Annotated in this window: 22 protein-coding genes and 2 pseudogenes; 8 read left to right on the plus strand and 16 right to left on the minus strand. The window is 64.3% G+C overall.

Features of this window, described 5'->3' with window-relative positions; genetic code table 11:
• Positions 1 to 5: 5 nt before the first annotated feature.
• Both JZY91_RS06840 and cobA read right to left on the minus strand, forming a co-directional pair.
• Positions 6 to 1,001: a class I SAM-dependent methyltransferase gene (locus JZY91_RS06840; RefSeq protein WP_234947132.1), complete on the minus strand. Its 996-nt coding sequence runs from the start codon at positions 999 to 1,001 to the stop codon at positions 6 to 8.
• The gene (cobA, locus tag JZY91_RS06845; protein WP_234947133.1) at positions 988 to 1,743 is read right to left on the minus strand and encodes a uroporphyrinogen-III C-methyltransferase; all 756 of its coding nucleotides are present in this window, start codon (positions 1,741 to 1,743) and stop codon (positions 988 to 990) included. The genes JZY91_RS06840 and cobA overlap by 14 nt, the downstream gene beginning before the upstream one ends.
• Positions 1,744 to 1,768: 25 nt before the next feature.
• Between cobA and JZY91_RS06850 the strand changes: the two genes are divergently transcribed.
• Entirely contained in the window at positions 1,769 to 2,974 is a 1,206-nt protein-coding gene (locus JZY91_RS06850; protein ID WP_234947134.1) for a protein adenylyltransferase SelO family protein, read from the plus strand.
• A gap of 42 nt (positions 2,975 to 3,016) precedes the next feature.
• Here the strand turns inward: JZY91_RS06850 and mqo are convergent, their stop codons facing one another.
• Complete coding sequence (gene mqo / locus JZY91_RS06855; RefSeq protein WP_234947135.1) at positions 3,017 to 4,546, minus strand: malate dehydrogenase (quinone); 1,530 nt, start codon at positions 4,544 to 4,546, stop codon at positions 3,017 to 3,019.
• A gap of 130 nt (positions 4,547 to 4,676) precedes the next feature.
• Here mqo and JZY91_RS06860 point away from each other — a divergent pair, with 130 nt between their 5' ends.
• From JZY91_RS06860 to JZY91_RS06875, 4 genes are all read left to right on the plus strand, one after another.
• Positions 4,677 to 5,675: an alpha/beta fold hydrolase gene (locus tag JZY91_RS06860; protein ID WP_234947136.1), complete on the plus strand. Its 999-nt coding sequence runs from the start codon at positions 4,677 to 4,679 to the stop codon at positions 5,673 to 5,675.
• Between the two features lie 25 nt (positions 5,676 to 5,700).
• Positions 5,701 to 7,104 carry a mycothione reductase gene (gene mtr, locus JZY91_RS06865; protein ID WP_234947137.1) on the plus strand — a complete coding sequence of 468 codons (1,404 nt, stop codon included), beginning with the start codon at positions 5,701 to 5,703 and terminating at the stop codon, positions 7,102 to 7,104.
• A 172-nt stretch (positions 7,105 to 7,276) separates the two neighbouring features.
• Positions 7,277 to 7,666, plus strand: coding sequence for a hypothetical protein (locus tag JZY91_RS06870; RefSeq protein ID WP_234947138.1), 390 nt, complete (start codon positions 7,277 to 7,279; stop codon positions 7,664 to 7,666).
• A gap of 51 nt (positions 7,667 to 7,717) precedes the next feature.
• A complete protein-coding gene (locus JZY91_RS06875) occupies positions 7,718 to 8,209 on the plus strand; it encodes a hypothetical protein (protein WP_234947139.1) in 492 nt (163 codons plus the stop codon).
• 90 nt (positions 8,210 to 8,299) lie between these two features.
• Here the strand turns inward: JZY91_RS06875 and JZY91_RS06880 are convergent, their stop codons facing one another.
• The 6 genes from JZY91_RS06880 to dxr form a co-directional block, all read right to left on the minus strand.
• Positions 8,300 to 8,746 (minus strand): hypothetical protein, encoded by a 447-nt coding sequence (locus JZY91_RS06880; protein ID WP_234947140.1) that lies wholly within the window; start codon positions 8,744 to 8,746, stop codon positions 8,300 to 8,302.
• A gap of 11 nt (positions 8,747 to 8,757) precedes the next feature.
• Complete coding sequence (map, locus tag JZY91_RS06885; RefSeq protein WP_234947141.1) at positions 8,758 to 9,654, minus strand: type I methionyl aminopeptidase; 897 nt, start codon at positions 9,652 to 9,654, stop codon at positions 8,758 to 8,760.
• 88 nt (positions 9,655 to 9,742) lie between these two features.
• Positions 9,743 to 11,572 (minus strand): penicillin-binding transpeptidase domain-containing protein, encoded by a 1,830-nt coding sequence (locus JZY91_RS06890; RefSeq protein ID WP_234947142.1) that lies wholly within the window; start codon positions 11,570 to 11,572, stop codon positions 9,743 to 9,745.
• Between the two features lie 61 nt (positions 11,573 to 11,633).
• Complete coding sequence (ispG, locus tag JZY91_RS06895) at positions 11,634 to 12,797, minus strand: flavodoxin-dependent (E)-4-hydroxy-3-methylbut-2-enyl-diphosphate synthase (protein WP_234947143.1); 1,164 nt, start codon at positions 12,795 to 12,797, stop codon at positions 11,634 to 11,636.
• Between the two features lie 20 nt (positions 12,798 to 12,817).
• On the minus strand, positions 12,818 to 14,026 hold the full coding sequence (locus tag JZY91_RS06900) for an RIP metalloprotease (RefSeq protein ID WP_234947144.1): 1,209 nt from the start codon (positions 14,024 to 14,026) through the stop codon (positions 12,818 to 12,820).
• A 3-nt stretch (positions 14,027 to 14,029) separates the two neighbouring features.
• Entirely contained in the window at positions 14,030 to 15,190 is a 1,161-nt protein-coding gene (gene dxr / locus JZY91_RS06905; protein WP_234947145.1) for a 1-deoxy-D-xylulose-5-phosphate reductoisomerase, read from the minus strand.
• Positions 15,191 to 15,338: 148 nt separating this feature from the next.
• On the opposite strand from dxr, the gene JZY91_RS06910 reads away from it, so the two are divergent.
• Positions 15,339 to 15,845, plus strand: a complete 507-nt coding sequence (locus JZY91_RS06910; RefSeq protein WP_234947146.1) for a DUF2631 domain-containing protein — start codon at positions 15,339 to 15,341, stop codon at positions 15,843 to 15,845.
• Positions 15,846 to 15,931: 86 nt separating this feature from the next.
• Here the strand turns inward: JZY91_RS06910 and rlmN are convergent, their stop codons facing one another.
• The 3 genes from rlmN to frr form a co-directional block, all read right to left on the minus strand.
• Entirely contained in the window at positions 15,932 to 17,044 is a 1,113-nt protein-coding gene (gene rlmN / locus JZY91_RS06915) for a 23S rRNA (adenine(2503)-C(2))-methyltransferase RlmN (protein ID WP_234947147.1), read from the minus strand.
• A gap of 52 nt (positions 17,045 to 17,096) precedes the next feature.
• On the minus strand, positions 17,097 to 17,960 hold the full coding sequence (locus tag JZY91_RS06920) for a phosphatidate cytidylyltransferase (protein ID WP_234949083.1): 864 nt from the start codon (positions 17,958 to 17,960) through the stop codon (positions 17,097 to 17,099).
• 131 nt (positions 17,961 to 18,091) lie between these two features.
• On the minus strand, positions 18,092 to 18,649 hold the full coding sequence (gene frr, locus JZY91_RS06925) for a ribosome recycling factor (protein ID WP_234947148.1): 558 nt from the start codon (positions 18,647 to 18,649) through the stop codon (positions 18,092 to 18,094).
• 103 nt (positions 18,650 to 18,752) lie between these two features.
• Between frr and JZY91_RS06930 the strand changes: the two genes are divergently transcribed.
• Positions 18,753 to 19,841 carry an amidase gene (locus tag JZY91_RS06930; RefSeq protein ID WP_234947149.1) on the plus strand — a complete coding sequence of 363 codons (1,089 nt, stop codon included), beginning with the start codon at positions 18,753 to 18,755 and terminating at the stop codon, positions 19,839 to 19,841.
• Here JZY91_RS06930 and pyrH read toward each other — a convergent pair.
• The 3 genes and pseudogenes from pyrH to rpsB form a co-directional block, all read right to left on the minus strand.
• On the minus strand, positions 19,838 to 20,521 hold the full coding sequence (gene pyrH / locus JZY91_RS06935; protein WP_234949084.1) for a UMP kinase: 684 nt from the start codon (positions 20,519 to 20,521) through the stop codon (positions 19,838 to 19,840). The two genes, JZY91_RS06930 and pyrH, sit on opposite strands and share 4 nt — an antisense overlap.
• A 196-nt stretch (positions 20,522 to 20,717) precedes the next feature.
• Positions 20,718 to 21,594, minus strand: a pseudogene (gene tsf, locus JZY91_RS06940) (translation elongation factor Ts).
• A 171-nt stretch (positions 21,595 to 21,765) separates the two neighbouring features.
• Positions 21,766 to 22,719, minus strand: a complete 954-nt coding sequence (gene rpsB / locus JZY91_RS06945; protein ID WP_234947150.1) for a 30S ribosomal protein S2 — start codon at positions 22,717 to 22,719, stop codon at positions 21,766 to 21,768.
• A gap of 311 nt (positions 22,720 to 23,030) precedes the next feature.
• On the opposite strand from rpsB, the gene JZY91_RS06950 reads away from it, so the two are divergent.
• On the plus strand, positions 23,031 to 23,561 hold the full coding sequence (locus JZY91_RS06950) for a M23 family metallopeptidase (protein WP_234947151.1): 531 nt from the start codon (positions 23,031 to 23,033) through the stop codon (positions 23,559 to 23,561).
• On the opposite strand, the pseudogene JZY91_RS11745 reads toward JZY91_RS06950, so the two are convergent.
• Positions 23,524 to 24,398 (minus strand): annotated as a pseudogene (locus JZY91_RS11745) (tyrosine recombinase XerC). The gene JZY91_RS06950 and the pseudogene JZY91_RS11745 sit on opposite strands and share 38 nt — an antisense overlap.
• Positions 24,399 to 24,419: the final 21 nt, after the last annotated feature.

Genomic DNA, 24,419 nt, shown 5'->3' on the forward strand with positions numbered 1-24,419 from the left:
CGCAGCTAGCCAGCTCGCAGCACGGTAAAGGTGGCATCGCGGCTGACTTGTTCAACCGTCGCAAAGCGCCGCTCCACCTCACCGCGGTAGCGCAAGTGCGAATTGTGCACCAGGTACAGCTGCCCGCCGGGGGCAAGCAACCGCTTCGCGGCATCCAGCAGGTGTTGCACCAGCGTCGCATCCACCGCTGTTCCGTCGTGGAACGGCGGATTGAGCGCTATCGTGTCGAAACTTCCTGCGGGGTAGCGCGACCCGGCGTCGTCCCACGTCGCGTCCAGCCCAATGGCCCTCGCGGAGAGCACAGCGTCCGCGTCCGAGTCTGTGGCGCTCACCGAGTCCGCGGCCCCTGCAAGACCACGCGAAACGCTGCCGTTGCCGCAGCCGAGATCGAGAAACCTGCCCAAACCACTATCCGGCAGCGCTGAGCGCAGCAGTTCGCCGCCGCGGTCCGGCTTCGCCCCGGAAAACACGCCGCCCACAGCCACTAGGCCGTTGGCCCGGCGCGGTTGGTAACTCACCTGTTTTGGCCCAGAGGCAACCAGGCAGCGGAACTTCCCCCGGCCGCGGGACGCGGAAACTTCCTCGAACGCCTCGCCCAAGACCTCATTCATCGAGCGTGCCAGGTGCTTGTTGTTGCCGCCGAGGACTACCTGCGCCTCTGCATATCCCGCCCCCGCGATCGCTGCCGCCACGTATTCCAGGCGCGCGAGGGATTTCGGTGCCCTCCCGATGGCGAGCGCGGTTCCACTCTCTCCTGCCAGCGCCGCGTCCAAACGGGTATCCCCAACGATGCGCGCGCCGAGCGCCGCGGCATGCCGGCACCGTGTGTAGTCCGCATCGCAGAACACCACATCCGCGCCAGTGGCTAGTGCTGCGCGCACAAGATCGCCCGACGGATCCTCCGTCACCACAATGGTGCCTGGAGCTGCTGCACCCGCGCCCGCGCCGTCCCCGGGGTGCAGCCCGGCCACGTCCACAATCAGCTGATCAACCGCGAGCATGCGCAGCCACCTCCCCGATCACGTAGACGGCCGGGTTGGTGATGCCGGCGCGTTCCATCTCGTCCGCCAGGGTGGCAACCGTGCCGGCCACTGCCCGCTGCTTGGCGGTCTCCCCGTCCTGGATTGCTGTGGCGGGGGTGGTTGGGTCCAAGCCTTCGTCGATAAGCGTGCGCGTGATGGCGCCCACGTTTTTCACCCCCATCACCACGATGATGGTGCCGCCGAGGCGGCCGAGCGCGGCCCAGTCCACCAGGGATTTGGCGTGCCCGGGCGGGAGGTGGCCGGAGACCACGGTGAAGCAGTGGTTGACGCCGCGCTGCGTCACCGGCACCCCTACCGCGGACGGCACCGAGATTGCGCTGGTGACACCGGGGACGACGGTGCAGGGCACGCCGGCAGCGGCGCAGGCAACGTACTCCTCAAATCCGCGGCCGAAGACGTGCGGGTCCCCGCCTTTGAGCCGCGCAACGCGCTTGCCAGCCAGCGCATGCTGCACCAGAAGCTCATTGATGCGCTCCTGCGCCACCTGTTTGCCGTACGGCAGTTTGGCAACGTCGATGATCACCTTGCCGTCCAGATCCACGAACTGGGCGAGCTGGTCCGCGGGTCCCAGGTGGTCCGTCAGGATTACGTCCGCCGCCTCCAGCGCGCGCAGCCCCCGGATGGTCAGCAGATCCCATTCTCCGGGACCGCCGCCAACCAGCGTGACGTGCCCGGTTTCTGAAGCGCTGACTGTCTGCATGGCCACTCAGTCTAGGCTGGCCTCCATGCCGCAGCCCAACCTGAGTCACTCCTTCGCCGAACAGCTCCCGGACATGGTCCGCGCCGTCGATGGCACGGACTTCCCCGCCGCCGAACTGGTGGTGCTTAATGAGCCGCTGGCGCGGGAACTGGGGCTCGACCCCGCCTGGCTGCGTTCCGCAGATGGCGTGCAGTGGCTCGCCGGGGCGGGCGGCGGCCACGCCACAGCGTATGCCGGCCATCAGTTCGGCCAGTTCGTGCCGCTGCTGGGCGATGGCCGTGCGCTCCTCCTCGGCGACATCGAAGGCCGCGAGATCCAGCTGAAAGGCTCCGGCCCCACGCCGTTCTCCCGCCCCGGCTCGGACGGATTCGGCGCGGTTGGGCCGATGCTGCGCGAATACTTGGTCTCCGAATTCATGCACGCGGTAGGCATTCCCACCACGCGCTCGCTGGCGGTGCTGACAACCGGCGAGAATGTCATTCGCCAGCAGGGCCAGGTCCCAGGCGGCATTGTGGTGCGCGTTGCAAGGTCCCACCTGCGCGTCGGTTCCGTGCAGTACGCTGCGACGCAATCTGGCGAGTTGGTGGAGGCCGTAGTCGCCGCCGCCGGTTTCCAGGACGCAGGGCTCTTGCTTGCCGACGTCATGAACCGCCAAATGGAACTCGTTGCGCGGTGGATGCGGATCGGCTTTGTGCACGGTGTGATGAATACGGACAACACTGCGCTATCCGGCGAGACCATTGATTACGGCCCGTGCGCGTTCACGGAGCGGTTTGTGGGCAACGCCGTATTCTCCTCTATCGATAGGCAGGGCCGCTACGCGTTCGGCAACCAGCCGACCATCATCGCCTGGAACTTGGCGCGGCTGGCGGAGGCGCTGCTGCCGGTCATGGACATGGCGAAGGCCCAAGCGATTGTCGGCAATGCGCAGGACGTGTGGGACGCGCACTGGGCGCGCTGGGTGGGGCCGCACGCCGACGGGCTGGCCGCGGCAGAAGACATTGCGACCTACAACCGCGAACACGGCATCGACGGGCAGCCCGGGCCGATCTTCGTGCCCCGCAACGGGATGCTGGAGCGGGCGATTGTTGCAGCGGAGCAGCAGGGGGACACCGCGCCGTATTTCGAGCTCCTCGCGGCGGTGACCGACCCGTTCAACCCCGAAGCAGGCCCGGAATGGATGAAGGCGCCCGAAGGCGCCTTTGATTTCATCACGTTCTGCGGAACGTAGGGGCTGCGTCGCCCCTACCCTCATTCACTAGCGTGCCGACGTTTAGTCGTGCGCACCGATGTAGTCGTCCAAGTGGTGGTCCTCATCCAGCTGCAGCGTCTTCTGGGTCCAGCGCCACTGCTCCTCGTACGCGCGCTTGTCGCGCTTGAGGGACTTGCCGTAGGTCGGGAACATCTCGCCGAGCTTCGGGGCCCACTCAATCATGCGCTCGCCGAAGCAGCGCTCCAGCAGCTCCAGCATGGCAGCCGGGGTGATGGATGCACCCGGGGAAGCGCCCAGGATACCGGCGATGGTGCCGTTCTGGTCGTTGACCAGGGCGGTACCGAACTCGAGGGAACCGAAGCGCGGGGCCGCGGTCGGCTTGATCACCTGCACGCGCTGGCCGGCGACAACCTCGGTCCAGTCGCTCGGATCTGCCATCGGGTAGTACTCGCGCAGCACATCCATCTTGCCGTCAAAGTCGCGGAAGACCTCCTCCACCAGGTACTTGACCAAGTCGAAGTTGGTGGCGGCAACGCCGAGGTAGGACGGGATGTTGTCCGGGCGGATGGACTTGAACAGGTCCAGGTAGGAGCCTTCCTTCATGAACTTCGGCGTCCAGCCACCGTACGGGCCGAAGAGCAGGGACTGCTCCCCGTCCACCACGCGCAGGTCAAGGTGCGGCACGGACATCGGCGGGGCACCGACCTTGGCTTTGCCGTACACCTTCGCCTGGTGCTGGGCCACAAGCTCCTGGTTCGTGGTGCGCAGCCACATGCCGGAGATCGGGAACCCGGCGTAGCCGCGCAGCTCCGGAACACCCGCCTTACGCAGCAGGTCAAGCGCGTAACCGCCGGCGCCCACGAAAACGAAGCGGGCGCGGGTGACCTTCTTCTCGCCGGTGCGGACGTTCTTGACCGACACCTTCCAGAAGTTGCCTTCGCGCTTGATGTTGGTCACCTCGTGGCCGTAACGGATGGAAGTGCCGTTCTGCTTAGCGGAATCCAGGAACTGCTTGGTCAGTGCGCCGTAGTTGATGTCCGTACCCGCGTCGGTCCAGGAGATTGCCACCGGCTCCTCGTCGAAGTCGCGGCCCTGACCCATCAGCGGAAGCATGCGAGAGAACTGCTCACTGTCATCGGTGAACTGCATGTTGGGGAACATGTGGTTCGACGCCAGGGCATCGTAGCGGCGGCGGAGGTAATCGATCTGGTCCTCGCCCTGCGCAAAGGAGACGTGCGGCACCTGGTTAATAAAAGCGCGCGGATCAGTCAGCACACCGTTTTCCATGCTGTGCGACCAGAATTGGCGAGATAGCTGGAACTTCTCGTTGATCGCCATCGCCTTGGAAACGTCGACGCGGCCGTTCTTCTCCGGGGTGTAGTTCAGCTCACACAGTGCGGAGTGGCCGGTACCCGCGTTGTTGAAGGGGTAAGAGGATTCCTCCGCCGGGCCATCAAGGCGTTCGTAGATGATCTGGCTCCACCCCGGCTCGAGCGCCTGAAGCATCGCGCCCAGGGTTGCACTCATAATGCCTGCACCGACAAGGAGTACGTCAAACTCGTTGTCGTAGTGATCCCGCTTGTTGGCCATTACTCGCCACCTTTTCTTAATCACGTTGAAATTTCGCTTACGCGAACGGATTCCTTTAAACAATACGCGCGTGCTCACGGCCCGTGCCAGTGGTCCGCCGCTTGTGTACAGCACAGCTACTATCGGGTGCATGCAATGGGAGCAAGACATTCTCGGACCTGGTTATGATGCCGCTGTCCTAGACATGGGCAAAGACCCAGACACCGGTGGCAACGTTCGCGCCGTGCTGGTGCGTGCGACGGAAGGCAACACGCAGGCAGTAGATGGAAAGCCGGCATTGCTGTGGGTGCACGGAATGTCGGACTATTTCTTCCAGTCCCACGTGGCGGATTACTTCACGGAGCAGGGTTATCCGTTCTACGGACTAGACCTCCGCCGCTGCGGCCGCGCACGCAAGGCGGGCCAGCGCTGGCACTACACCCGGAATATGGCGAACTATTTCCCCGAGCTGACCGCGGCGCTGGAGATCCTGGCGGAGAAGCACGGCTCTGTAGTCGTCATGGCGCATTCGACGGGCGGCCTCATCGTTCCCTTGTGGGCGGACGATCTTCGCCGCAACCACCCAAAGAAGCACGCCAAGCTGCGGGGCATCGTCCTGAACAGCCCGTGGCTCGATCTGCAATACCCGCGCCCTGTTGTCGCGCTTGCACGCCCCGTGATCAACGTTGTGGGTAAGTTCCTCCCGCTGCTTCCCCTGCCGGATGGCGGGTTGGGTGCCTACGGTGTCTCCATCCACGAGAGCGAACACGGCGAATGGAAGTTTGACACAGACAAGAAGCCGATCGAGGGCCACCGCAAGTACCTCGGGTGGATCCGCGCAGTTGTTAAGGCGCAACAGGAGATCCACAGCGGAGACGTGGACGCAGGAGTACCGATCCTGACGTTGGTTTCCGCGCACTCCTACCTCGGCGAGGACTACTCCCCCGCAGCTGACACAGCGGACACGGTGCTTGACGTAGAGCAGATCCGCAATTGGGCTCCAGAAGTAGCGGAAGACGTAGAGGTGAAGACCATCGAGGGTGCCCGCCACGATGTCTTCCTCTCCGAGGCATTCGCCCGTGAGGTGGCGTTCAAGGCCACCAGCGAATGGCTCGATGCGCTGCCGGCACGCGACAACAACGATCTCTAAGCGGTCTCTGGAGGAGAGCACAGATATGGCTAACGAGGCGCACTACGACCTCATCATCATCGGCACCGGTTCCGGCAACACTATTCTCACGCCGGAGTTCGACGACAAGAAGGTGGCCATCGTCGAGCACGGAGCGTTCGGCGGCACCTGCCTAAACGTGGGCTGCATCCCCACCAAGATGTATGTGCTGGCGGCGGACGCAGCGTACGCTCCACGCGAGTCACAGCGGCTCGGCGTCGACTTGGAATTTAAGGGCGCGGATTGGCCCGCAATTGTGGACCGGGTCTTCACCAACCGCATCGATGTCATCGCTGAGGGTGGCGAAAGCTACCGCCGAAGCGAGGCGTGCCCCAACGTTGACGTATACGACGGGACAGCGACGTTCGTGGGCGAAAAACGCATCCGCACCGCCGCAGGTGACCAGCCCTTCGAAATCACGGCAGATCAGATCTTGTTGGCGGCAGGGTCCCGCCCTCGCATTCCGGAGTGGGCGGAGGGCGTGCCGTTCCACACCAACGAGGACATCATGCGGCTGCCCCAGCAGCCAAAATCCCTCACCATCGTTGGCGGCGGCTTCATCGCGATGGAGTTCGCGCACGTCTTCGAGGCGCTCGGCACGGATGTCACGGTCATCAGCCGCTCGCCGTTCCTCCGCTCGCTGGATTCCACCATCGGCGAGCAGTTCAACACCATCGCGCAGCAACGCTTCAACACCAAGCTCGGGCGCACCGTGGTGGATGCCACCGGCGACAGCACCCAGGTCACGCTTACGCTTGACGACGGTTCTTCGGTGACCTCCGAGGCACTCCTCATTGCCACCGGACGCATCCCGAACGGCGATGTCCTGGAAGCGCCGACCGGTGGCGTCGAACTGGATGAGCGGGGCCGCGTGTGCGTCGACGAGTACGGCCGCACTACGGCAGATGGTGTGTGGGCGCTAGGCGACATCTCCTCGCCGTACCAGCTGAAGCACGTGGCCAATGCGGAAGCCCGCGCGGTGACCCAGAACATTCTGGACACCTTCGCCGGCAAGGAGCCGATGCGAATCATGCCGCACGAGCACGTTCCGTGGGCCGTGTTCACCCACCCGCAGATTGCCACCGTGGGCCTGACGGAAGAGCAGGCGGTGGAAGGCGGCTTCGATGTCACCGTGAAGGTGCAGAACTACGGCGATGTTGCATACGGCTGGGCGTTGGAGGACACCACCGGCGTATGCAAACTTGTTGCAGATCGCGCGACCGGCCGGCTGCTCGGCGCCCACTATATGGGCCCGCAGGCCTCTACCCTGATCCAGCAAATGATCACGGTAATGGCCTTTGACCTCGACCTCCGCGAGTTCCCGCGCAAGCAGTACTGGATCCACCCCGCCCTGCCGGAAGTTACAGAGAACGCGATTCTGGGCTTGGACCTCGAGTTCGCAGAAAATTAGCCGATAGCAAAATTTCAGTCAATTAGGGCAAAATCGGGAGCAACCCGTTATAGTTGCTCCCGATACCCAGATCACGGTGAAGTTCTTCACAAGCAACTGGGAGATTCCAATGTAGGGTTGCTTGAACCCTACTCGGACACTTTGTAAGCACTACCAGTTAAGGATTCGTTTCATGCGTAACCTCCGTAAGGCTGCCCTCGCTGGCGCTACCGCAGTTGCAATTGCATTCGGCGGCACCTCCGTCGCTCTCGCCCAGGATGCAAACCCGGCCGCTACCGACAAGTACAGCAACGCCAACTCCGAGAACGCTCCGGAGATGCCGACGAACGGCGTTGAGTCTGTCCCTGCGGACCTGGGCAAGCGCCTGCAGGCTGACCAGACCGTTTACGGTCCGGCCATCTTCGGCAGCTCCAAGGGCTCCGCTCCGGGCGAGAAGGAATCCTTCTCCGAGCAGCCGATCTGGGGTCAGATCCTCTACGGTCTCACCATCACGGGTGCCGTCGCTTCCATCCTCGGCCTGATCATCGCTCCGGTTTACAACTTCGTCGTCCACGGCCGCTAATCCGCGGATTTCCGCAACCACAGTCTATTAACTTCTGAAAGAAGGAACACGATGCGCAACTTCCGCAACGCAGCAGTCGCCTCCGCCACTGCCCTCGCTCTGATCGCTTCCGGCACCACCGCCGCTCTCGCTCAGGATGTCGAGGTCAAGATCAAGACCAACGACACCATCTCCGTTGAGCTGCCGGAAACCACCAATGCTGCTGACGCTTCTGACCGCGAGGTGCTGCACACCGGCACCCAGGGCAACGTAGCGTTCAAGGGCTTCGCAAAGTCCGACGACAAGAAGCCGGGCGATATCATCTCTGACGCTGTCGATGGCGCAAATCAGGGCAAGGGTTCTTCTAGGGCCCTGTCTGGCCTGGACACCGACAAGCGCTTCGACGGCCGCGACGCTTTCGGCAAGGAAACCAACTGGCAGAACATGCCGCAGTGGTCCCGCATCTGGGTTGACGCCACCATCGTCGGCGGCATCGGCGCCCTGATCGGCCTGCTCATCGCTGGTGTGAACTTCCTGAAGTTCAACGGCGTCCTGCCGCGCTAAGCTTTCGCCGGCTTGCCGGCACACTAGAGCTCCCGCCACGATCTCAACCGTGGACGGGAGCTTTTAGTTTCTCCGCCTAGAACTGGTCGGTCAGATTAATCCTTGAGCGCGAAGCAGGTGCGCCTCCCGCGGGTCGAGTTTCCCGTCGCTGGTCAACATCTCCGCGGGGGCATTTGCCTCATCCACGTACATTGTCCAGCCAAACGTTTCCTGCACCTCGATCAGCCCGCGAGGGACTTCGCCCAGTAGACGGATGAGACTGACGGGCTCCCCCGTTTCGCCCTCACCCGGTGCGGGAACGTACAGGGCGAACTTCACCTCGCCGTTTTCCTCAGCCGCTCTCCGATCGGCTTCGTCGATCGCTTGGTGGACATCATCCGCGCCGCGGATCACTTCGGTCCACTGGGCGTGGTAGTACCGCTCCCCGTCGTAGCGCAGCACCCAGAAATAGGCGACGTAAAACGGTGTCGCGTACTGCGGGTCGGTGGGAACGCGAAGCGCCTTTTCGTCGAAAAGCATCGAGCAAACGTCGCCCATGGCCTAAGCCTCTACCCCAGCATCAGCTGACCGGCTGCAACATCGGCGTCGGGGATGGTCAGGATCTCGTTGCCATCATCCGTGATCACAATTGTGTGCTCGAACTGCGCGGTGTATTCGCCGTCCTTGTTCTGCACGGTCCAACCGTCATCCCAGATGTCGTAAGGCAGCTCACCGAGGTTAATCATCGGCTCGATGGTCAGGGTCATGCCAGGTTCGAGAACATCGCGGTACGCGTCAGAGTCGTAGTGCAGCACCACAAGCCCGTTGTGGAACGTCGGACCAACACCGTGGCCGGTGAAATCGGTGACCACGTTGTAGCCGAAGCGCTTGGCGTAAGACTCGATCACGCGCCCGATCACGTTAATCTCCCGGCCCGGCTTGGCGGCCTTGATGCCGCGCATCATCGCCTGGTACGTGCGTTCCACCAAAAGGCGGTGCTCCTCCGCCACCTCGCCCGCCATGAAGGTGGCGTTCGTATCGCCGTGCACGCCGTTCTTGTACGCGGTGACATCGATATTGGCAATGTCGCCTTCCTGAATCACCGTCGTATCCGGGATACCGTGGCAGACGATCTCGTTCAAAGAAATGCAAGAAGACTTCGTGTACCCGCGGTACCCCAGGGTCGACGGGTAGGCGCCGTGATCCAGCAGATACTCGTGCACGACGGCGTCTACGGCATCCGTCGTCACGCCCGGCTTGATCTCAGCACCGGCGAGCGCGAGGGCGTTGGCGGCAATCTTGCTCGCCTCGCGCATCTTTTCAATCGTCTCTGCCGTCTGAATCAGCGGCTCGCCGATGTTCTCTTGGACGGTGTCCTTCCATGCGTACTCCGGCCGCTCGATTGAAGCCGGAACTTTCCGGATCGGAGTGGGTTTGCCTGGATGTAGCTTTCCGCGTGGATTCATAGGGTCAATGGTAGCCCCACCCGCAGAGTACCCACCGCAGGCTGTCTAGACCCCGCTGTCCACACCGCGCTGCTCCCCGCTGCCCCCGTTACATCCCGCGCGCTTGGTCAAGGTTGCTCAGCATCGAGTTGGTCAGGCTCACCGCGGCCTGGGAGCCGCCGCCCAGCACCACCAGGGTGGCGAAAGCGATGTCGTCCTCCACCCGGTACCCGGTGAACCAGGAATGGGAGCCGCCGAAGATCTCGGCCTCGCCAGTCTTGCCGCGAATATCGCCCGATGCACTGAAACCGCCCGCCGTGCCGCCCGGCGCGGTGACAGCGGCCATGAGGTCGCGGAGTTGGTCAATCACTTCAGGTTTCAGCGCTTCCGCCTCGCCGGAAACCTCCGTCGTCTCCCCGGCAACGAGGTACGGCGTAGGCATCGAACCATGCGCCGCGGTGGCAGAGACCAGCGCCATACCGAAAGGACTCGCCAAATCGTAGCCCTGGCCGTAACCGGCCTCTGTGCGGTCCAGCGGAGTCTCCCCCACCGGGATCGACCCGGTGAACGTATCCAGGCCCGGGATCGTGAAGTCCACGCCCAACCCGAACTGCCTGCCCACGTCCGCGAGTTCGCCGGGGGCGAGTTGCGTGGAGATATCCGCGAACGTGGTGTTGCACGAGCGCGCGAACGCGGTGCGCAGGGGCACGCTGCCGAGGCTGAAGCCTGCGTAGTTGGTCACCACACGTCCGTAGATATTCATGGTGCCCGGGCACGGCACGACGCTTTCCGGGGTCAGCCCCTTGCGCTCCAACCCCGCGGCGGAGGTGATGATCTTGAACGTGGAGCCCGGCGGGTACTGCCCCATGGTGGCCAAGTTGCCCTCCCGGTCCGCCGCCGGGGTCTGTGCGATCGCTAGCACCCCTCCCGTGGACGGCCGGATTGCCACGATCATGGCCTGCTGGCCCGCCACCGGCTCTAGCGCCTGCTCCGCCGCAAGCTGCACTTGGTGGTCCAGGCTCACCTCGACCGCTGGTGCCGGCGCGGGGTCTGCGCGCTCCACCTGCTCATATTCCGCGCCGTTCTCGTTGACCACGCTGACGCTCCAGCCGGGATTGCCCTCTAAGTCATCCCCCACCAACTGTCCGATGCGCGCCATGATGTCCGGCGCAAAGCCGGGATCCACGTTCACCATCGCGGCTTCCTCGTTCAACCGCACCCCGGGCACGCCGGCAAGGTTCTGTTCGAGCACGTGCCTGGCAGCGCTCGGTACCAGCGCCACTGCATACGTCCCGCGTGCTTCTTCGAGGCTCGCGGTGAGGTCGGCGGCGTCCACACGCGGCACTGCCCCATCGACGTCGCGAGCTGCGTCGAGCGCGGTGGCGATCCGGTGCGCCGTGTCCGGGGCGGATTGCATGCCCGCGGTATCCACCAGCACGCGGTAGGCCACGCCTGGCCGCAGAAGCTCAACGCCATCGGAGGAGATGACGCTTGCTGGGCGGGCAGCGATAGAGCGAAGCTCCAGGTGCTGGTGGGCGCCGAGCTTGGGGTGGATGATGGCCGGCTGCCACCGCACCGTCCATTCCTCCGCAGTTTGGGTCAGCGTCATGTGCGCGTCGTATGTGAAGGTGCGGTCCCGCGGCAATTCCCACGTCATCTCATACGTGGCCGTGGCGATGTTGTCGGTCTGGCTCACGTCCTTCAGCTCGGCTGAAAGTGTCTCAGCCTGTAAACCTTCCCAGCTGGCGGAAAGGGAGGATTCGGCGGCGGAGGGATCGTCGACAAGCGATGCAAGCACAGAGGCATCGCGGGACTCAAGTGCGGCGAGGAGTTTCGCGGCGGTGGGTTCTGCGTCGTTCGGGCGGGGCGTGCAGGCGACCAGCCCAACCGCAGCCAGCAGCACGCTGGTGAACAGGGCGACAAGGCGACGCAGGGGCATGGAAAGACGGTAGCAGCACCGGAGAGCTCCCCGGCGCTGCCACTCGAAACCGCGACTGCGTCTAGCGGGTGACCTTGACCTCTGCCTTGGCGCCGGCGATCTCCTCGAGGCCCTCCTCCTCAGCGATGCGCAGCGCGTGCGCAATCAGGGTTTCCACGATCTTGGACTCCGGAACCGTCTCCACGACCTCGCCCTTGACGAAAATCTGGCCCTTGCCGTTGCCGGAGGCCACGCCGAGGTCTGCATCCCGTGCCTCGCCCGGGCCGTTGACCACGCAGCCCATGACGGCGACGCGCAGCGGGAACTCCATGCCCTCCAGACCAGCGGTGACTTCCTCCGCCAGCTTGTACACGTCCACCTGGGCGCGACCGCAGGACGGGCAGGACACAATCTCCAGCTTGCGTGGGCGCAGGTTGAGCGACTGCAGGATCTGGTCGCCCACCTTGATCTCCTCCACCGGGTCGGCGGAGAGGGACACGCGGATGGTGTCGCCGATACCTTCAGCCAGCAGTGCGCCGAACGCGACGGAGGACTTGATGGTGCCCATGAACTTCGGACCGGCCTCCGTCACACCGAGGTGCAGCGGGTAATCGGTCTTCGCGGCGAGCTGGCGGTACGCCTCCACCATCAGCACAGGGTCGGAGTGCTTCACGGAAATAGCAATGTCGCCGTAACCGTACTCCTCGAACAACCCAGCCTCGTAGATAGCGGACTCCACCAGCGCCTCAGGCGTGGCCTTGCCGTACTTCTCCAGCAAGCGCTTATCCAGGGAGCCGCCGTTGACGCCGATGCGGATCGGGATGCCGGCATCGCCCGCCGCCTTTGCAACTTCCTTCACACGCCCGTCAAACTCCTTGATGTTGCCCGGGTTCACACGTACCGCGGCGCAACCCGCATCAATCGCGGCGAAGATGTACTTCGGCTGGAAGTGGATGTCCGCGATCACCGGGATGGGGGACTTCGCGGCAATTGCCGGCAGCGCTTCCGCATCGACGGTCTTCGGGCACGCCACGCGGACGATGTCGCAGCCTGCGGTTGCGAGTTGCGCAATCTGCTGCAGGGTGGCGTTAATGTCGTGCGTCTTCGTGGTGGTCATGGACTGGACCGTGATCGGGTAATCCGACCCCACGCCCACACCACCAACCATCAGCTGGCGGGTTTTGCGCCGCGGCGCCAGAACCGGTGGCGGACCTTCAGGAATACCTAGACCGATGGGCAGACTCATGGTCACCTACTCTAGCACCGCTAGCCGAATATCCTGACTGGGTTGATCACGTCCGCCACCATGACAAATAGGCCGATAAGCAGCAACGCGGCCGCCATGGCGTATGTCAGGGGCATGAGCTTTTCGTAATTCACCGGAGCCCCCGGCGGCAGGCCCCGCAGCCGCCGGAAGAAGTCGCGCACCTTCTCGTAGATGATGACGGCGATGTGCCCGCCATCCAAAGGCGGCAGCGGCACGAGGTTGAACAGGGCAAGGAAGAAGTTCAAGCTGGCCAGCATCATCCAGAACAGCGGCCAGAGGCTGCGCTCCACCAGCTCACCGCCGGCGCGGGACGCGCCGATCACGCTCACTGGCCCCTCGATATCGCGCTCCGCACCGAAAATGGATGCCACCACGCCGGGGACCTTCCCCGGAAACGCGATGAGCCCGTCCACCGTGGCGCCGAGCATTTCGCCGCTGAACTTCAACGTCGCGGGCACGGCCTCGACGGGCCCGAACTGCTTCACCCCGTCCTTGATCGGCGCGCTGGCCATGCCGATTGCGCCGGCGGTGAACGCTTCACCGGTTTGGGGGTTGAGGCGCGTCACCTCGTCCACGTGCACGGTCAGCGTCATGGGCTGGTCCCCGCGCACAATGTCGAAGCGTACGTCTTCACCGGGGCGCGCAAGCACATACTGGCGGACCTCGACGAAGGATTCGACTGCCTGGCCGTCCATCGCCATCACAGCGTCGCCTTCCTGGAACCCCGCCGCTTCCGCCGGCCCTTCCCCGGTGCAGGGCGCGAGCGTTTCCGCGTCCACCTGGTCCGAGGTGCAGGTCAGCTCACCCACCCGCGGCGTTCGGTCCGCGTCCGGGTTCGGAATGCCGGAGCTTATTGCCACAAAGTAAATCAGCACCACGCCGATCAGCAGGTTCATCACAATGCCGCCGGCCATGACAGCGATACGCTGCCACGCCGGCTTATTCACCATCGCATGCGGCGCTTCTTCCGCGGTGAGCTGGTCCTGGGCGGTCATGCCCGCAATTTCGCAAAAGCCGCCGAAGGGCAGCGCCGCGATGCCGTACTCGGTGTGGCCGCGGGTGGTAGACCACACTGTGGGGCCGAAGCCAATAAAGTAACGGCGCACCCGCATGCCAAACGCACGCGCAGTGAACATGTGCCCCGCCTCGTGCAACGCGATTGATGCTGCGATGCCGAGTGCGAAGAGCAGGATTCCGATTGCCCCCAAGGGTTATCCGCCGATCCGCTCGACTGCGGCGGCCGCCTCTTCGCGCGCCCGCGAATCCACAGCAAGCACGTCCTCGACCCCGCTGGGCGCGTCTGCGTAAGCACCTGCGCCATCGAGCACCGCAGCGACGACATCCACAATTTCGGGGAAACGGATACGGCCTGCAAAAAACGCATCCACAGCGACCTCGTTCGCCGCGTTGTACACCGCGGGATACGGGTCCCCCTGCTTGGCCGCCGCGCGAGCAAGTTCCACAGCGGGGAACGCGGCGGTATCCAGCGGCTCGAACGTCCACTCAATTGCCTTGGAGAAGTCCAGAGCAGGCTGCGCGCCGGCTACTCGGCCCGGCCACGCCAGCGCGTGCGCGATCGGCATCTTCATCGACGGCGGGGAGGCCTGCGCGATGGAAGCGCCGTCCACAAAGGTGACCATGGAGTGGACCACAGACTGCGGGTGCACGGTCACGTCGATGATGTCCGGATCGATGCCGAACAGCAGCGAGGCCTCGATGAGCTCGAGGCCCTTGTTCACCATGGTGGCGGAGTTGATGGTGTTCATCGTGCCCATTGACCACGTCGGGTGCGTCACCGCCTGCTCAGGCGTCACATCCATCATGCGTTCGCGGCTCCACCCGCGGAATGGCCCGCCGGATGCAGTGAGCACGAAGCGGGAAACCTCGCTTGCGCGGCCTGCGCGCAGGCACTGCGCCATCGCGGAGTGCTCTGAATCCACCGGTACGAGCTGCCCGTCCCCTGCGCGGTCGAGCACCAGACGCCCACCGGCCACCAAGGATTCCTTGTTCGCCAGCGCGAGTACTGCCCCTGTGTCCAGCGCCGCGAGGGTGGAGCTCAGACCGGCCGCGCCCACGAGGGCGTTGAGTACCACGTCCGCCTGCTCTGCTTCGACGAGTCGCCGCGCGGCATCCTGTCCCGCAATCACGTCTCCGCCCAGCGCCGCGCTGATCTCCGCCGCGGCGCCGTCGCGCTGCACAGCAACTTGGCCGGATTGAAGGCCGAACTCCCGCGCCTGCGCCACGACGGCGGCCGGATCACTGCCGGCAGCAGCGATACCCACCACCTCGAACGCGTCGCGGTTGGCGCGGATTACCTCAGCAGCTTGCGTGCCAATTGATCCGGTGGAACCCAAAATGAGGATCTTCTTCACCCTGCCATTCTGGCACGGCCGGGCGGCACCCCTCGCGCCCTGCGGTAAAACTTTCGGTGGTTTGGGGGTATTCAGTCGCGTGGTGCACACCGGCTGTGCGACAATGGCCCTAACTATTGTTTACCTTTGTTCATCCTTGAAAAGGAGCATGGCTGTGGCCCACCACGCTAAGAAGCAGGAACCGCAGGTCTACAACGGCGTTTCTGAGGCGGACGTGCCGTCGGCACGCTTTGGCTGGAGCGAGCTGAGCCGCGGGACCATCCAGATCGCCGGCTGGATCTCCGTGCTGTTCCTCGTCGCTTTCAACTTCGGTAACCACCAGGGCCACGTGGAGACGATCTGGCTGATTACCCTCGCAGTACTGATCGCCCTCGGCCTGATCATCCACGCGACCGAGCCGAAGCTCTCCCAGGTCCGCACCGTCACTGCGCACAACAAGCCGCAGGGCCACCGCGAACCGGACTGGGCATACGACCAGAAGACGCTGTCCGGTGCTTACGAGCACCTGGATGAGCGCCAGCTGCGCGCCCTGAACATCGACCCGGCCCGCATCACCCACCTGCGCCCGCAGCAGCAGGCTGTCGCCGCTCCGGTGCAGACCACCGAGCGCGTCGAGGTTGTGAAGGTAGCTCCGCGCGCGAAGCACTCCCGCTAAACTCGCGCACCGCACACAACGCAAGCCCGGTCCCCGCAAGGGATCGGGCTTTATGCTTGCCGACGTTCGCTGCTACTTAACTCTTACTACCCAGCCTTTTCGTCCGCCGCCAGCTGCCCGCACGCGGCCGCAATTTCCTGCCCCTTGGTATCGCGCACCGTGCAGGTCACGCCCTGGGCGATGACGCGGCGCACAAACTCATCCTGGCGCGCCTTCGGCGAAGCATCCCATTTCGAACCCGGGGTTGGGTTCAGCGGAATCAAGTTCACGTGCACCTTGGAACCAAGAGCCGCGTGGAGCTTCTTGCCTAGCATGTCCGCGCGGAAATCCTGGTCGTTGATGTCCCGGATCAGCGCATACTCGATGGACACGCGGCGCCCGGACTGATCGGCGTAGTAGCGCGCAGCGTCCAGCACCTCCGCAACCTCGTAGCGGTTATTCATGGGCACCAGCTCGTCCCGCAGCTCGTCGTCAGGCGTGTGCAGGGAAACGGCGAGCGTGCAAGACAAGCCCTCGTCCGCAAGCCTGCGAATCTGCGGGGCGAGCCCCACAGTAGAAACCGTGACGTTGCGCTGAGAGATGCCGAAACCGTCCGGCGAAGGCTGGGTGATCTGGCGCACCGCGGAAACCACGCGGTTGTAGTTGGCCAACGGCTCGCCCATGCCCATGAATACGATGTTGGACAAGCGGGAGCCCTCCGCCTGCATCATCGCCGCGGCCTCGCGCACCTGGTCCACAATCTCCGCGGTAGACAAGTTGCGGTCCAGCCCGCCCTGGCCGGTTGCGCAGAACGGGCAAGCCATGCCGCAGCCAGCTTGGGAGGAGATGCAGAGCGTGGCGCGGTCCGGGTAGCGCATGAGCACAGACTCCAGCAGGATGCCGTCGTGGAGGCGCCACAATGTCTTTGTTGTGTCCCCGTTATCCGTTTCCACCTTGCGCACCGGGGTCAGCAGGGTAGGAAACAGCGCGTCCTTCACCACCTGGCGCTGCTGCTCGGGCAGGTCCGTCATGGTGAGCGGATCTGCCTCGAACTTGCCGTAGTAGTGGCGTGCGATCTGGTCGGCGCGGAACTTCGGCAAACCGAGCTCTTTCAGCGCTTCGATGCGCTCGGCCTTGTCAAGGTCGGCGAAGTGCTTCGGCGGCATGCCGCGCTTCGGCGCAAGCAGCTGGATCTGGGGAACATTGCCGGTCTCAGTCATAATGCGCCCATTGTTGCACGTCGCCGACGCGTGCGACCAATCTAGAAAGTATCTAGAACGGGTTCATCAGCACAGCGGCGTTCAGCAACGCGTAGGTGGCGGCTGCTGCCGGCAGCATGCCGTCCAGGCGGTCCATCAACCCGCCGTGCCCCGGCAGCAGGTTGGACATGTCCTTGATGCCAAGCTCGCGCTTGAACTGGCTCTCCACAAGATCACCCATAGTGGCGCAGACAACGAGGGCAATGCCCATCACAATGCCCATCCACCACGGTCCCTGGATGAGGAAGTGCACCACCAGCATACCGGTGATCACGCCGAAGACAATCGACCCAGCGAAGCCTTCCCAGCTCTTGTTCGGGCTCACCGCGGGCGCCATGGGGTGCGAGCCGAACATCACGCCGGCGACGTAGCCGCCGACATCGCTGGCGACGACGCAGAGCATGAACGCGAGGATGAAGTGGGAGCCCGGAATGCCCCCTTCATCAATCAGCGAGATCATCGCCGCGAATGAACCGAAGAGCGGAATCCACGTGAGCACGAAGATGCCCACCGCGGTATCACGCAGGTAATTCTCCGGTTTGGCGCCGCGGCCATTGTGGAACAGGCGCCAGAACATGAGGAACAGCACCGTGATGGCGTACGCGCCGACAAGACCGCCGGACGCGTAGATCGAGGACGCCCACAGCATGATCTGCCCCAGGATGATCAACAGCGTCCGGGGCTGCTGGTAGCCAGCCTCGCGCAGGCGCGTCAGCACCTCCCACATCGCCAGCGCCACAGCGACGGCGACCAGCGGGTACCACGCCTTCGGCCCGACGAACACAGCGCCGATCACCAGCGCGCCCAGCACCACACCAGTTGTAATCGCCGCCGGCAGGTCGCGCCCCGCCTTGTTCTTCGGCTTCGGCGCCTTCAGGTGCCCCGTCGGCCAACGGCTCGCCTGCGCACGCTCGGGCGATCCATCGGTGGCGGAGGTTCCGGGACGGGGTTCGGTCACGTGCAGGCTTTCTGTTGTGGGGCTTGGGCTTTACGACGTTTGAAAGAGACTTACACCTCCATCAATTCAGCTTCCTTCTTCTGCACCAGCTCATCAATCTGGGCGACGTAGCCCTGGGTGGTCTTGTCCAGCGCCTTCTCTGCGGTCTGGACCTCGTCCTCACCAGCGTCGCCGTCTTTCTGGATCTTCTTCAGTGCTTCCATGCCCTGGCGACGCACGTTGCGGATGGCGATCTTGCCGTCCTCGCCCTTCTGCTTCGCCTGCTTCACCAGGTCACGGCGGCGCTCCTCAGTCAGCTGGGGGATGGTCACGCGGATCACCTGGCCGTCATCCGTCGGGTTCACACCCAAGTCCGAGTTGCGGATCGCGTCCTCGATCTCGCGCATCGTGGACTGGTCGAACGGCTTGATCAGCAGCATGCGCGGCTCCGGCACAGAGATGGTGGCCATCTGGTTGATCGGAGTCGGGGCACCGTAGAAGTTCGCCATCACACCGTTGAACATGGCGGGGTTTGCGCGGCCGGTGCGGATGGTCACCAGCTCATCGCGAGTGTGGTCCACGGAGGCGGTCATGCGCTCCTCGGCATCAAGCAGTACGTCATCAATCATTATCGGTTGCCTACCTTTGCTGTCTAAGGATGTTCTCACTCAATCTACCAGCGCCGTGGCCCGGATCCCCGGAGGCTTAAGCCCCCGGTTTTAGAATGTTGGCATGCTTCACCCGGCTTTCAGCTACGTCGCCGATGTACCTCGGTCCGAACCGCGCCCATCCCCCGGGCGCTTGGCCGGCTGGTCCATCCCGGTGAAGGACTCCACAGATGTCGCAGGCATGCCAACCACCGACGGGAATCCGGCGCGTGCCCGCATCGCCGAGCGAGACGACCCTGTGGTGCGCATGCTGCTGGAAGCGGGCGCCGCCATCCCGTCGAAGACGCTCACCTCCGAGCTGGGTGCCACCTGTTACGCGGAGCGTCCCGGCGTGCCGGTGCTGGAGTCCCCGGCATTCCCGGGCTGCACGCCGGCCGGTTCCTCTTCCGGCGCCGGCGTAGCTGTGGGCCTCGGGCTGGCACGCGTTGCTCATGGCACGGATGCTGGCGGCTCAATCCGGGTGCCTGCCGCCGCGTGCAACGTGGTGGGTTTCAAGGCGGCGAGCACCATGATTGCTGCACACGGTTTTCTCAGCCGTACGGTGGCTGATCAATTCACTGTGCTCGGATGGCAACGCCCTGCCCCGCGCCGGCTGCGAATTGGCGTGCTCACGCAGGGATTGTTCGTCCCGTCGGAAGTTGCTTCTCGGCGCGGAGCCGCCGTGGAGCGTGTATCCGCGCAGCTGGGTCGCACCCACGACATTGTGGAGCTTGCCCCTTACCCCGAAGCGAGAGAGACCTTTGCCCATTTCACCTCGCTTATTACCCGCGCCTTCGCCGACGTAGATCCACTGGATAACACCTACATCGCATGGTGCAAGGAGCAGGGGCAGGCCGTGCCGGATGCGCAGCTTGCCCAAGCGTTAGAGCACCGCCGCGCGCTGCCCGCCATATTGGCCGAGCGCTGGGGTGTGGACGCGGTCCTCTGCCCCACCCTGGCGTTCGACCCGCCGAAGCTCGGCTTCTTTTCCTCCCTCACCCCGGAGGAAAGCTTTTACCAGCAAACGGTCTGGTCACCCTGGTGCTCCCTGTTCAATATGACCGGTGCACCGGCGGTGGCGCTGGCCGGTGTCCACCTCGGGGCGGTGACCATCGGCGGCGCTGAGCTGCTCGCGCTCGCGGAGGACGCCGAGGCGGAGGGGATGGGGGCTTAAGCCACCAGGGTGCCTACCCGCTCGCCCGCGATGGCGCGGGCGATGTTGCCCTCCTTGAGCAGGTTGAACACCAGGATCGGCATGTTGTTGTCCATGCACAGGGAGAAGGCGGTGGCATCGGCCACCTTGAGGCCCTTCTCAATCACCTCGCGCGGGGTGATCTCGGTGAACAGCTTCGCATCCGGGTTGGTGCGCGGATCCGAGTCGTACACACCGTCCACGGCCTTAGCCATCAGCAGCACGTCGCAGCCGATCTCCAGCGCGCGCTGGGCGGCGGTGGTGTCGGTGGAGAAGTACGGCATGCCCATGCCGGCACCGAAGATGACCACGCGGCCCTTCTCCAGGTGGCGCTCTGCGCGCAGCGGCAGGTACGGCTCTGCAACCTGGGCCATGTGGATGGCGGTCTGCACACGGCAGTCCACGCCCTTCTGCCCCAGGAAGTCCTGCAGCGCCAGGCAGTTCATCACGGTGCCCAGCATGCCCATGTAGTCGGAGCGGGCGCGGTCCATGCCGCGCTGCTGCAGTTCCGCGCCGCGGAAGAAGTTGCCGCCGCCGATCACCACGGCGATTTCGGTGCCGCCTTCCGCCACCTCCGCGATCTGGCTGGCCACGCTTTCCACCACATCGGGGTCAACGCCCACCTTGCCTCCGCCGAACATCTCACCGCCCAGCTTCAACATCACTCGCTTGAAACCCTTGCGTTGGGGGTTGGCCTCGGTCACCGTGGAACGCTCCTTCTCTCGCGTGCTACTCGTCTCAATCTCCGCACCAGTGTAGACGCTTTGCGGGGTGAGGAAACAACCGTCGAAAAGCAAGAAAAAGCACCCCGCCCGAAGTGTGGGCGAGGTGCGTGCTTAGAGCAGCGCGAAGCGAGGCTTACGCCTGGCCAACCTCGAAGCGAACGAAGTCGGTGATCTCGATGCCGTGCTCATCCGCGAACTGCTTGACGCTCTTCTTGGAGTCAGCAAGGGACGGCTGGTCCAGCAGCACGACGTCCTTGAAGAAGCCGCCCATGCGGCCCTCAACGATCTTTGCAATGGCAGCCTCCGGCTTGCCCTCGCCGCGGGTGATCTCCTCCTGCACGGCGCGCTCCTTCTCCACGACCTCAGCCGGGATATCCTCCTGCTTGAGGTAGCGAGCCTTCATTGCGGCGATCTGGAGCGCAACCTGGTGCGCAGCAGCAGTTGAGGTAGCGAGCCTTCATTGCGGCGATCTGGAGCGCAACCTGGTGCGCAGCAGCAGCGTCGTCGCCGGTGTAAGCAACCAGCACGCCCACTGCCGGCGGGAGGTCCGCAGCCTTCTGGTGCAGATAAACCTCGATGTTGTCGCCCTCGATGGTGGCGGCGCGGCGAAGCTCCAGCTTCTCGCCGATCTTGGCGGAGAGGCGCTCCAGCACGTCGTGCGCAGTCTCGCCGTTCACGTCAGCGTTTGCCAGCTCCTCCTGGGTGTTCGCACCCACGGCGGCAGCAGCCTTAGCAATCTCGTCCGCGATGTCCTTGAACTCCTGGTTCTTGGCCACGAAGTCGGTCTCGGAGTTGACCTCAATGATGGTGTTGCCGGAAACGGCAACCAGGCCCTCAAGCGCGTTGCGCTCTGCACGCTTGCCCACGTCCTTTGCGCCCTTGATGCGCAGGACCTCAACGGCCTTCTCGAAGTCGCCGCCGGTCTCCTCGAGTGCCTTCTTGCAGTCGAGCATGCCGGAACCAGTGGTCTCACGGAGCTTCTTGACGTCTGCAGCGGTGTAGTTCGCCATTAGGGCGGTTCCTCCTCAAAATCGGGGAAAGGTGTTTAACGTTAGAAAGATTAGCGGAAGTATTACCGCACGGCAGCGCCGACCCCTCCAAGCACGCGAAAACCCCGCGCGGACAGAGTGACCTGCCTGCGCGGGGTGAACGGGCCAAGCGCTCTCGCGGAGCGGAGGCGCTTACGCCTGGGTGGCGGACTCGGTGCCGGAGATCTGGGACGGGGATGCGTCCACGTCCTCCACGATCGGAGCCTCTGCTGCAGCGGTGTCTGCCAGTGCAGCCTCGGCCTCCTTGGAAGCCTCAGCGGCAGCTGCAGCAGCGCCAGCCTCAGCGGCGGAAACCTCGGAGGAGGCAGCTGCCTGTGCCGCAGCCTCAGATGCCTCGGCCTGTGCCTTGGCGTCGGTGTCGCCGGCAGCCTCGCGGGCTGCGGCCAGCTGACGCTCCTCGCGCTGCTGCTTACCGGCGATAACTGCCTCGCCCACGATGCTGGTGAGCAGCTTCACGGAGCGGATAGCGTCATCGTTGCCCGGGATCGGGTAGTCCACAACGTCCGGGTCGCAGTTGGTGTCCAGCACAGCAACAACCGGGATACGCAGCTTCTCTGCCTCGGAAACAGCGATGTGCTCCTTGTTGGTGTCCACAATCCACAGTGCAGACGGTGCCTTGGTCATGTCGGAGATGCCGCCGAGCACGCGCTCCAGCTTCACACGCTCGCGGTTGAGCATGAGCACTTCCTTCTTGCCGCGGCCGGCGTAACCGTCCTCGGCTGCGTCCATTGCCTGCAGTTCCTTCATGCGGGCAATTCGCTTGGACACGGTCTGGAAGTTGGTGAGCATGCCGCCCAGCCAGCGGTGGGTCACGTACGGCATGCCGACGCGCTCCGCCTCTTCCTGGATCGGCTCCTGCGCCTGCTTCTTGGTGCCGACGAAGAGGATGGTGCCGCCGTGAGCGACAGTCTCCTTCACAAACTCGTATGCCTCATCGATGTAGGTCAGCGTCTGCTGCAGGTCGATGATGTAGATGCCGTTGCGGTCGGTGAAGATGAAGCGGCGCATCTTCGGGTTCCAACGACGCGTCTGGTGGCCGAAGTGCACACCGGCGTCGAGGAGTTCACGCATGGTTACAACTGCCATGGGAAGGTCTCCTTTGGAGAAAAGTAGTTCGGTTTTCTTCTTGCAAAGCTTGGTCAGTTGCGCGGGTTTTTATCCCGCGCCCTAGCACCGGGCCAGTTCAACACCCCTTGCGAGGGACCGTTGCTGAGCTGGCCGTATTCGGCGCGCGAAGTCAGTCCGCGAGGACTGCTCGGACAATGCTACTCACCTCGGCCCCAATAACATAATTGAACTGCACGATTGTGGATAACTTCCCGCAGCGCGCCGCAGTTTCCACAGGCTCGGCGGACCCATGCTGGACACACTTTCCGCTTTCTGGTTTTTCTTGGGGCATGGCACGCTTTTCGACGATCCTTTGTACCCGCCTCATCCCCCTCTGTCTCGCACTGGCTGCCTCCGGCGCCCCTGCACCTGCCTCCGCATGGGTCGATCCATCCACGGGGCTTGCCCACCCCACCAACGTAACCCGGCGCGCCGAGATCCCGGAGAAAAATTGGCAGCCGGGCCACCGCGGCGTGGACTTGGGCCTGCGCCCCGGCGACCCAGTACGCGCCGCCGGCGCTGGCGAGGTTGCGTACGTGGGAGTTGTGGTGGGCGTGCCGGTGGTGTCCGTTGTCCACCCCTCCGGCTTGCGCACCACCTACCAGCCGGTGGACAGCCGCGCGCGTGTCGGGGACCAGGTAGCGGAGGGCCAGGTCATTGGCGCGTTGAGCCGCGCCCGGCCGCCCCACCACGGCCCACACGAGGGGTTGCATTGGGGCGCGCTGACGGGGCCGGATACGTACATCGACCCGTTGAGTTTGCTCGCTCCGCCCAGAATCCGGCTCAAGCCCGTGGATGGGCTTGCTCGTACACCCGCTTAAGGCGCTGGGCGGAGACGTGGGTGTAGATCTGCGTGGTTTGGAGGCTGGAGTGTCCGAGGAGCTCCTGCACCACTCGCAGGTCTGCCCCGCCCTCGAGAAGATGGGTGGCTGCGGAGTGGCGCAGGGAGTGGGGTGTGACGTCACCCGCGCCCGTGTCCGCAGCAGCGCGCTCCACAATGCGGCGGACCTGCCGCTGGTCAATGCGCTTGCCCCGGCTGCCCACAAAGAGCGCGGCCTCCGCCCCGGCTACGAGCGCAGGTCTGCCACGACCCGTCCACGCCTCGACTGCTTCCGCGGCGGCGATGCCGAAGGGCACCACGCGCTGCTTGTTGCCCTTGCCGGTGACCTTGGCTATGCGGCGGTCTAGGTCCACATCCCCCATATCAAGGCCGGTGAGTTCGCCCACTCGGATGCCAGTGGCGTAGAGCAGCTCCAGCATTGCGCGGTCCCGCAGCTGCTCGGGGGACTCTGCTTTGTCCTGGTCGTTGTCCTTGTCCTTGGCACGGTAGGCAGGGGGCGGGTGATTTTGGGTGTGACTAGGCGGGCCGCCACGTCTTGGTCGAGGAAACCCTGGTGGTACGCCCACGTGGAGAATGCGCGCACCGCAGCCGTGCGGCGCGCGAGTGTGGAGCGGGCTTTGCCCTCGTGCACGGCGTCGGCCAGCCACCGTCGTAAAGCATCGAGCGTGAACTGGTCGAATGTGTCCACTTTGCCGGCGAGCTGGGCAAGGTCCGACTGGTAGCCGCGGACGGTGTTTTCGGAGCGGCCGAGCACGAGCCGAGCGTGGTCGGCGAAATCCTCGACCGCCGCCTGCACCTGGCTCGTGGGCTCACTCATGTCACAGGAGTGTATTCCAGT

The organism is Corynebacterium sp. CNCTC7651, from assembly GCF_021496665.1.
Lineage (GTDB): Bacteria > Actinomycetota > Actinomycetes > Mycobacteriales > Mycobacteriaceae > Corynebacterium.

Bases quoted from the DNA above. Each gene is read 5' to 3' on its own strand.
- mqo (WP_234947135.1), bottom strand. From the start codon at position 4,546: ATGGCCAACAAGCGGGATCACTACGACAACGAGTTTGACGTACTCCTT.
- JZY91_RS06860 (WP_234947136.1), top strand. From the start codon at position 4,677: ATGCAATGGGAGCAAGACATTCTCGGACCTGGTTATGATGCCGCTGTC.
- map (WP_234947141.1), bottom strand. From the start codon at position 9,654: ATGAATCCACGCGGAAAGCTACATCCAGGCAAACCCACTCCGATCCGG.
- ispG (WP_234947143.1), bottom strand. From the start codon at position 12,797: ATGAGTCTGCCCATCGGTCTAGGTATTCCTGAAGGTCCGCCACCGGTT.
- JZY91_RS06880 (WP_234947140.1), bottom strand. From the start codon at position 8,746: ATGGGCGACGTTTGCTCGATGCTTTTCGACGAAAAGGCGCTTCGCGTT.
- frr (WP_234947148.1), bottom strand. From the start codon at position 18,649: ATGATTGATGACGTACTGCTTGATGCCGAGGAGCGCATGACCGCCTCC.
- JZY91_RS06890 (WP_234947142.1), bottom strand. From the start codon at position 11,572: ATGCCCCTGCGTCGCCTTGTCGCCCTGTTCACCAGCGTGCTGCTGGCT.
- JZY91_RS06850 (WP_234947134.1), top strand. From the start codon at position 1,769: ATGCCGCAGCCCAACCTGAGTCACTCCTTCGCCGAACAGCTCCCGGAC.
- JZY91_RS06875 (WP_234947139.1), top strand. From the start codon at position 7,718: ATGCGCAACTTCCGCAACGCAGCAGTCGCCTCCGCCACTGCCCTCGCT.
- JZY91_RS06840 (WP_234947132.1), bottom strand. From the start codon at position 1,001: ATGCTCGCGGTTGATCAGCTGATTGTGGACGTGGCCGGGCTGCACCCC.
- pyrH (WP_234949084.1), bottom strand. From the start codon at position 20,521: ATGTTGAAGCTGGGCGGTGAGATGTTCGGCGGAGGCAAGGTGGGCGTT.
- JZY91_RS06910 (WP_234947146.1), top strand. From the start codon at position 15,339: ATGGCTGTGGCCCACCACGCTAAGAAGCAGGAACCGCAGGTCTACAAC.
- rpsB (WP_234947150.1), bottom strand. From the start codon at position 22,719: ATGGCAGTTGTAACCATGCGTGAACTCCTCGACGCCGGTGTGCACTTC.
- JZY91_RS06870 (WP_234947138.1), top strand. From the start codon at position 7,277: ATGCGTAACCTCCGTAAGGCTGCCCTCGCTGGCGCTACCGCAGTTGCA.
- cobA (WP_234947133.1), bottom strand. From the start codon at position 1,743: ATGCAGACAGTCAGCGCTTCAGAAACCGGGCACGTCACGCTGGTTGGC.
- rlmN (WP_234947147.1), bottom strand. From the start codon at position 17,044: ATGACTGAGACCGGCAATGTTCCCCAGATCCAGCTGCTTGCGCCGAAG.
- JZY91_RS06930 (WP_234947149.1), top strand. From the start codon at position 18,753: ATGCTTCACCCGGCTTTCAGCTACGTCGCCGATGTACCTCGGTCCGAA.
- mtr (WP_234947137.1), top strand. From the start codon at position 5,701: ATGGCTAACGAGGCGCACTACGACCTCATCATCATCGGCACCGGTTCC.
- JZY91_RS06950 (WP_234947151.1), top strand. From the start codon at position 23,031: ATGGCACGCTTTTCGACGATCCTTTGTACCCGCCTCATCCCCCTCTGT.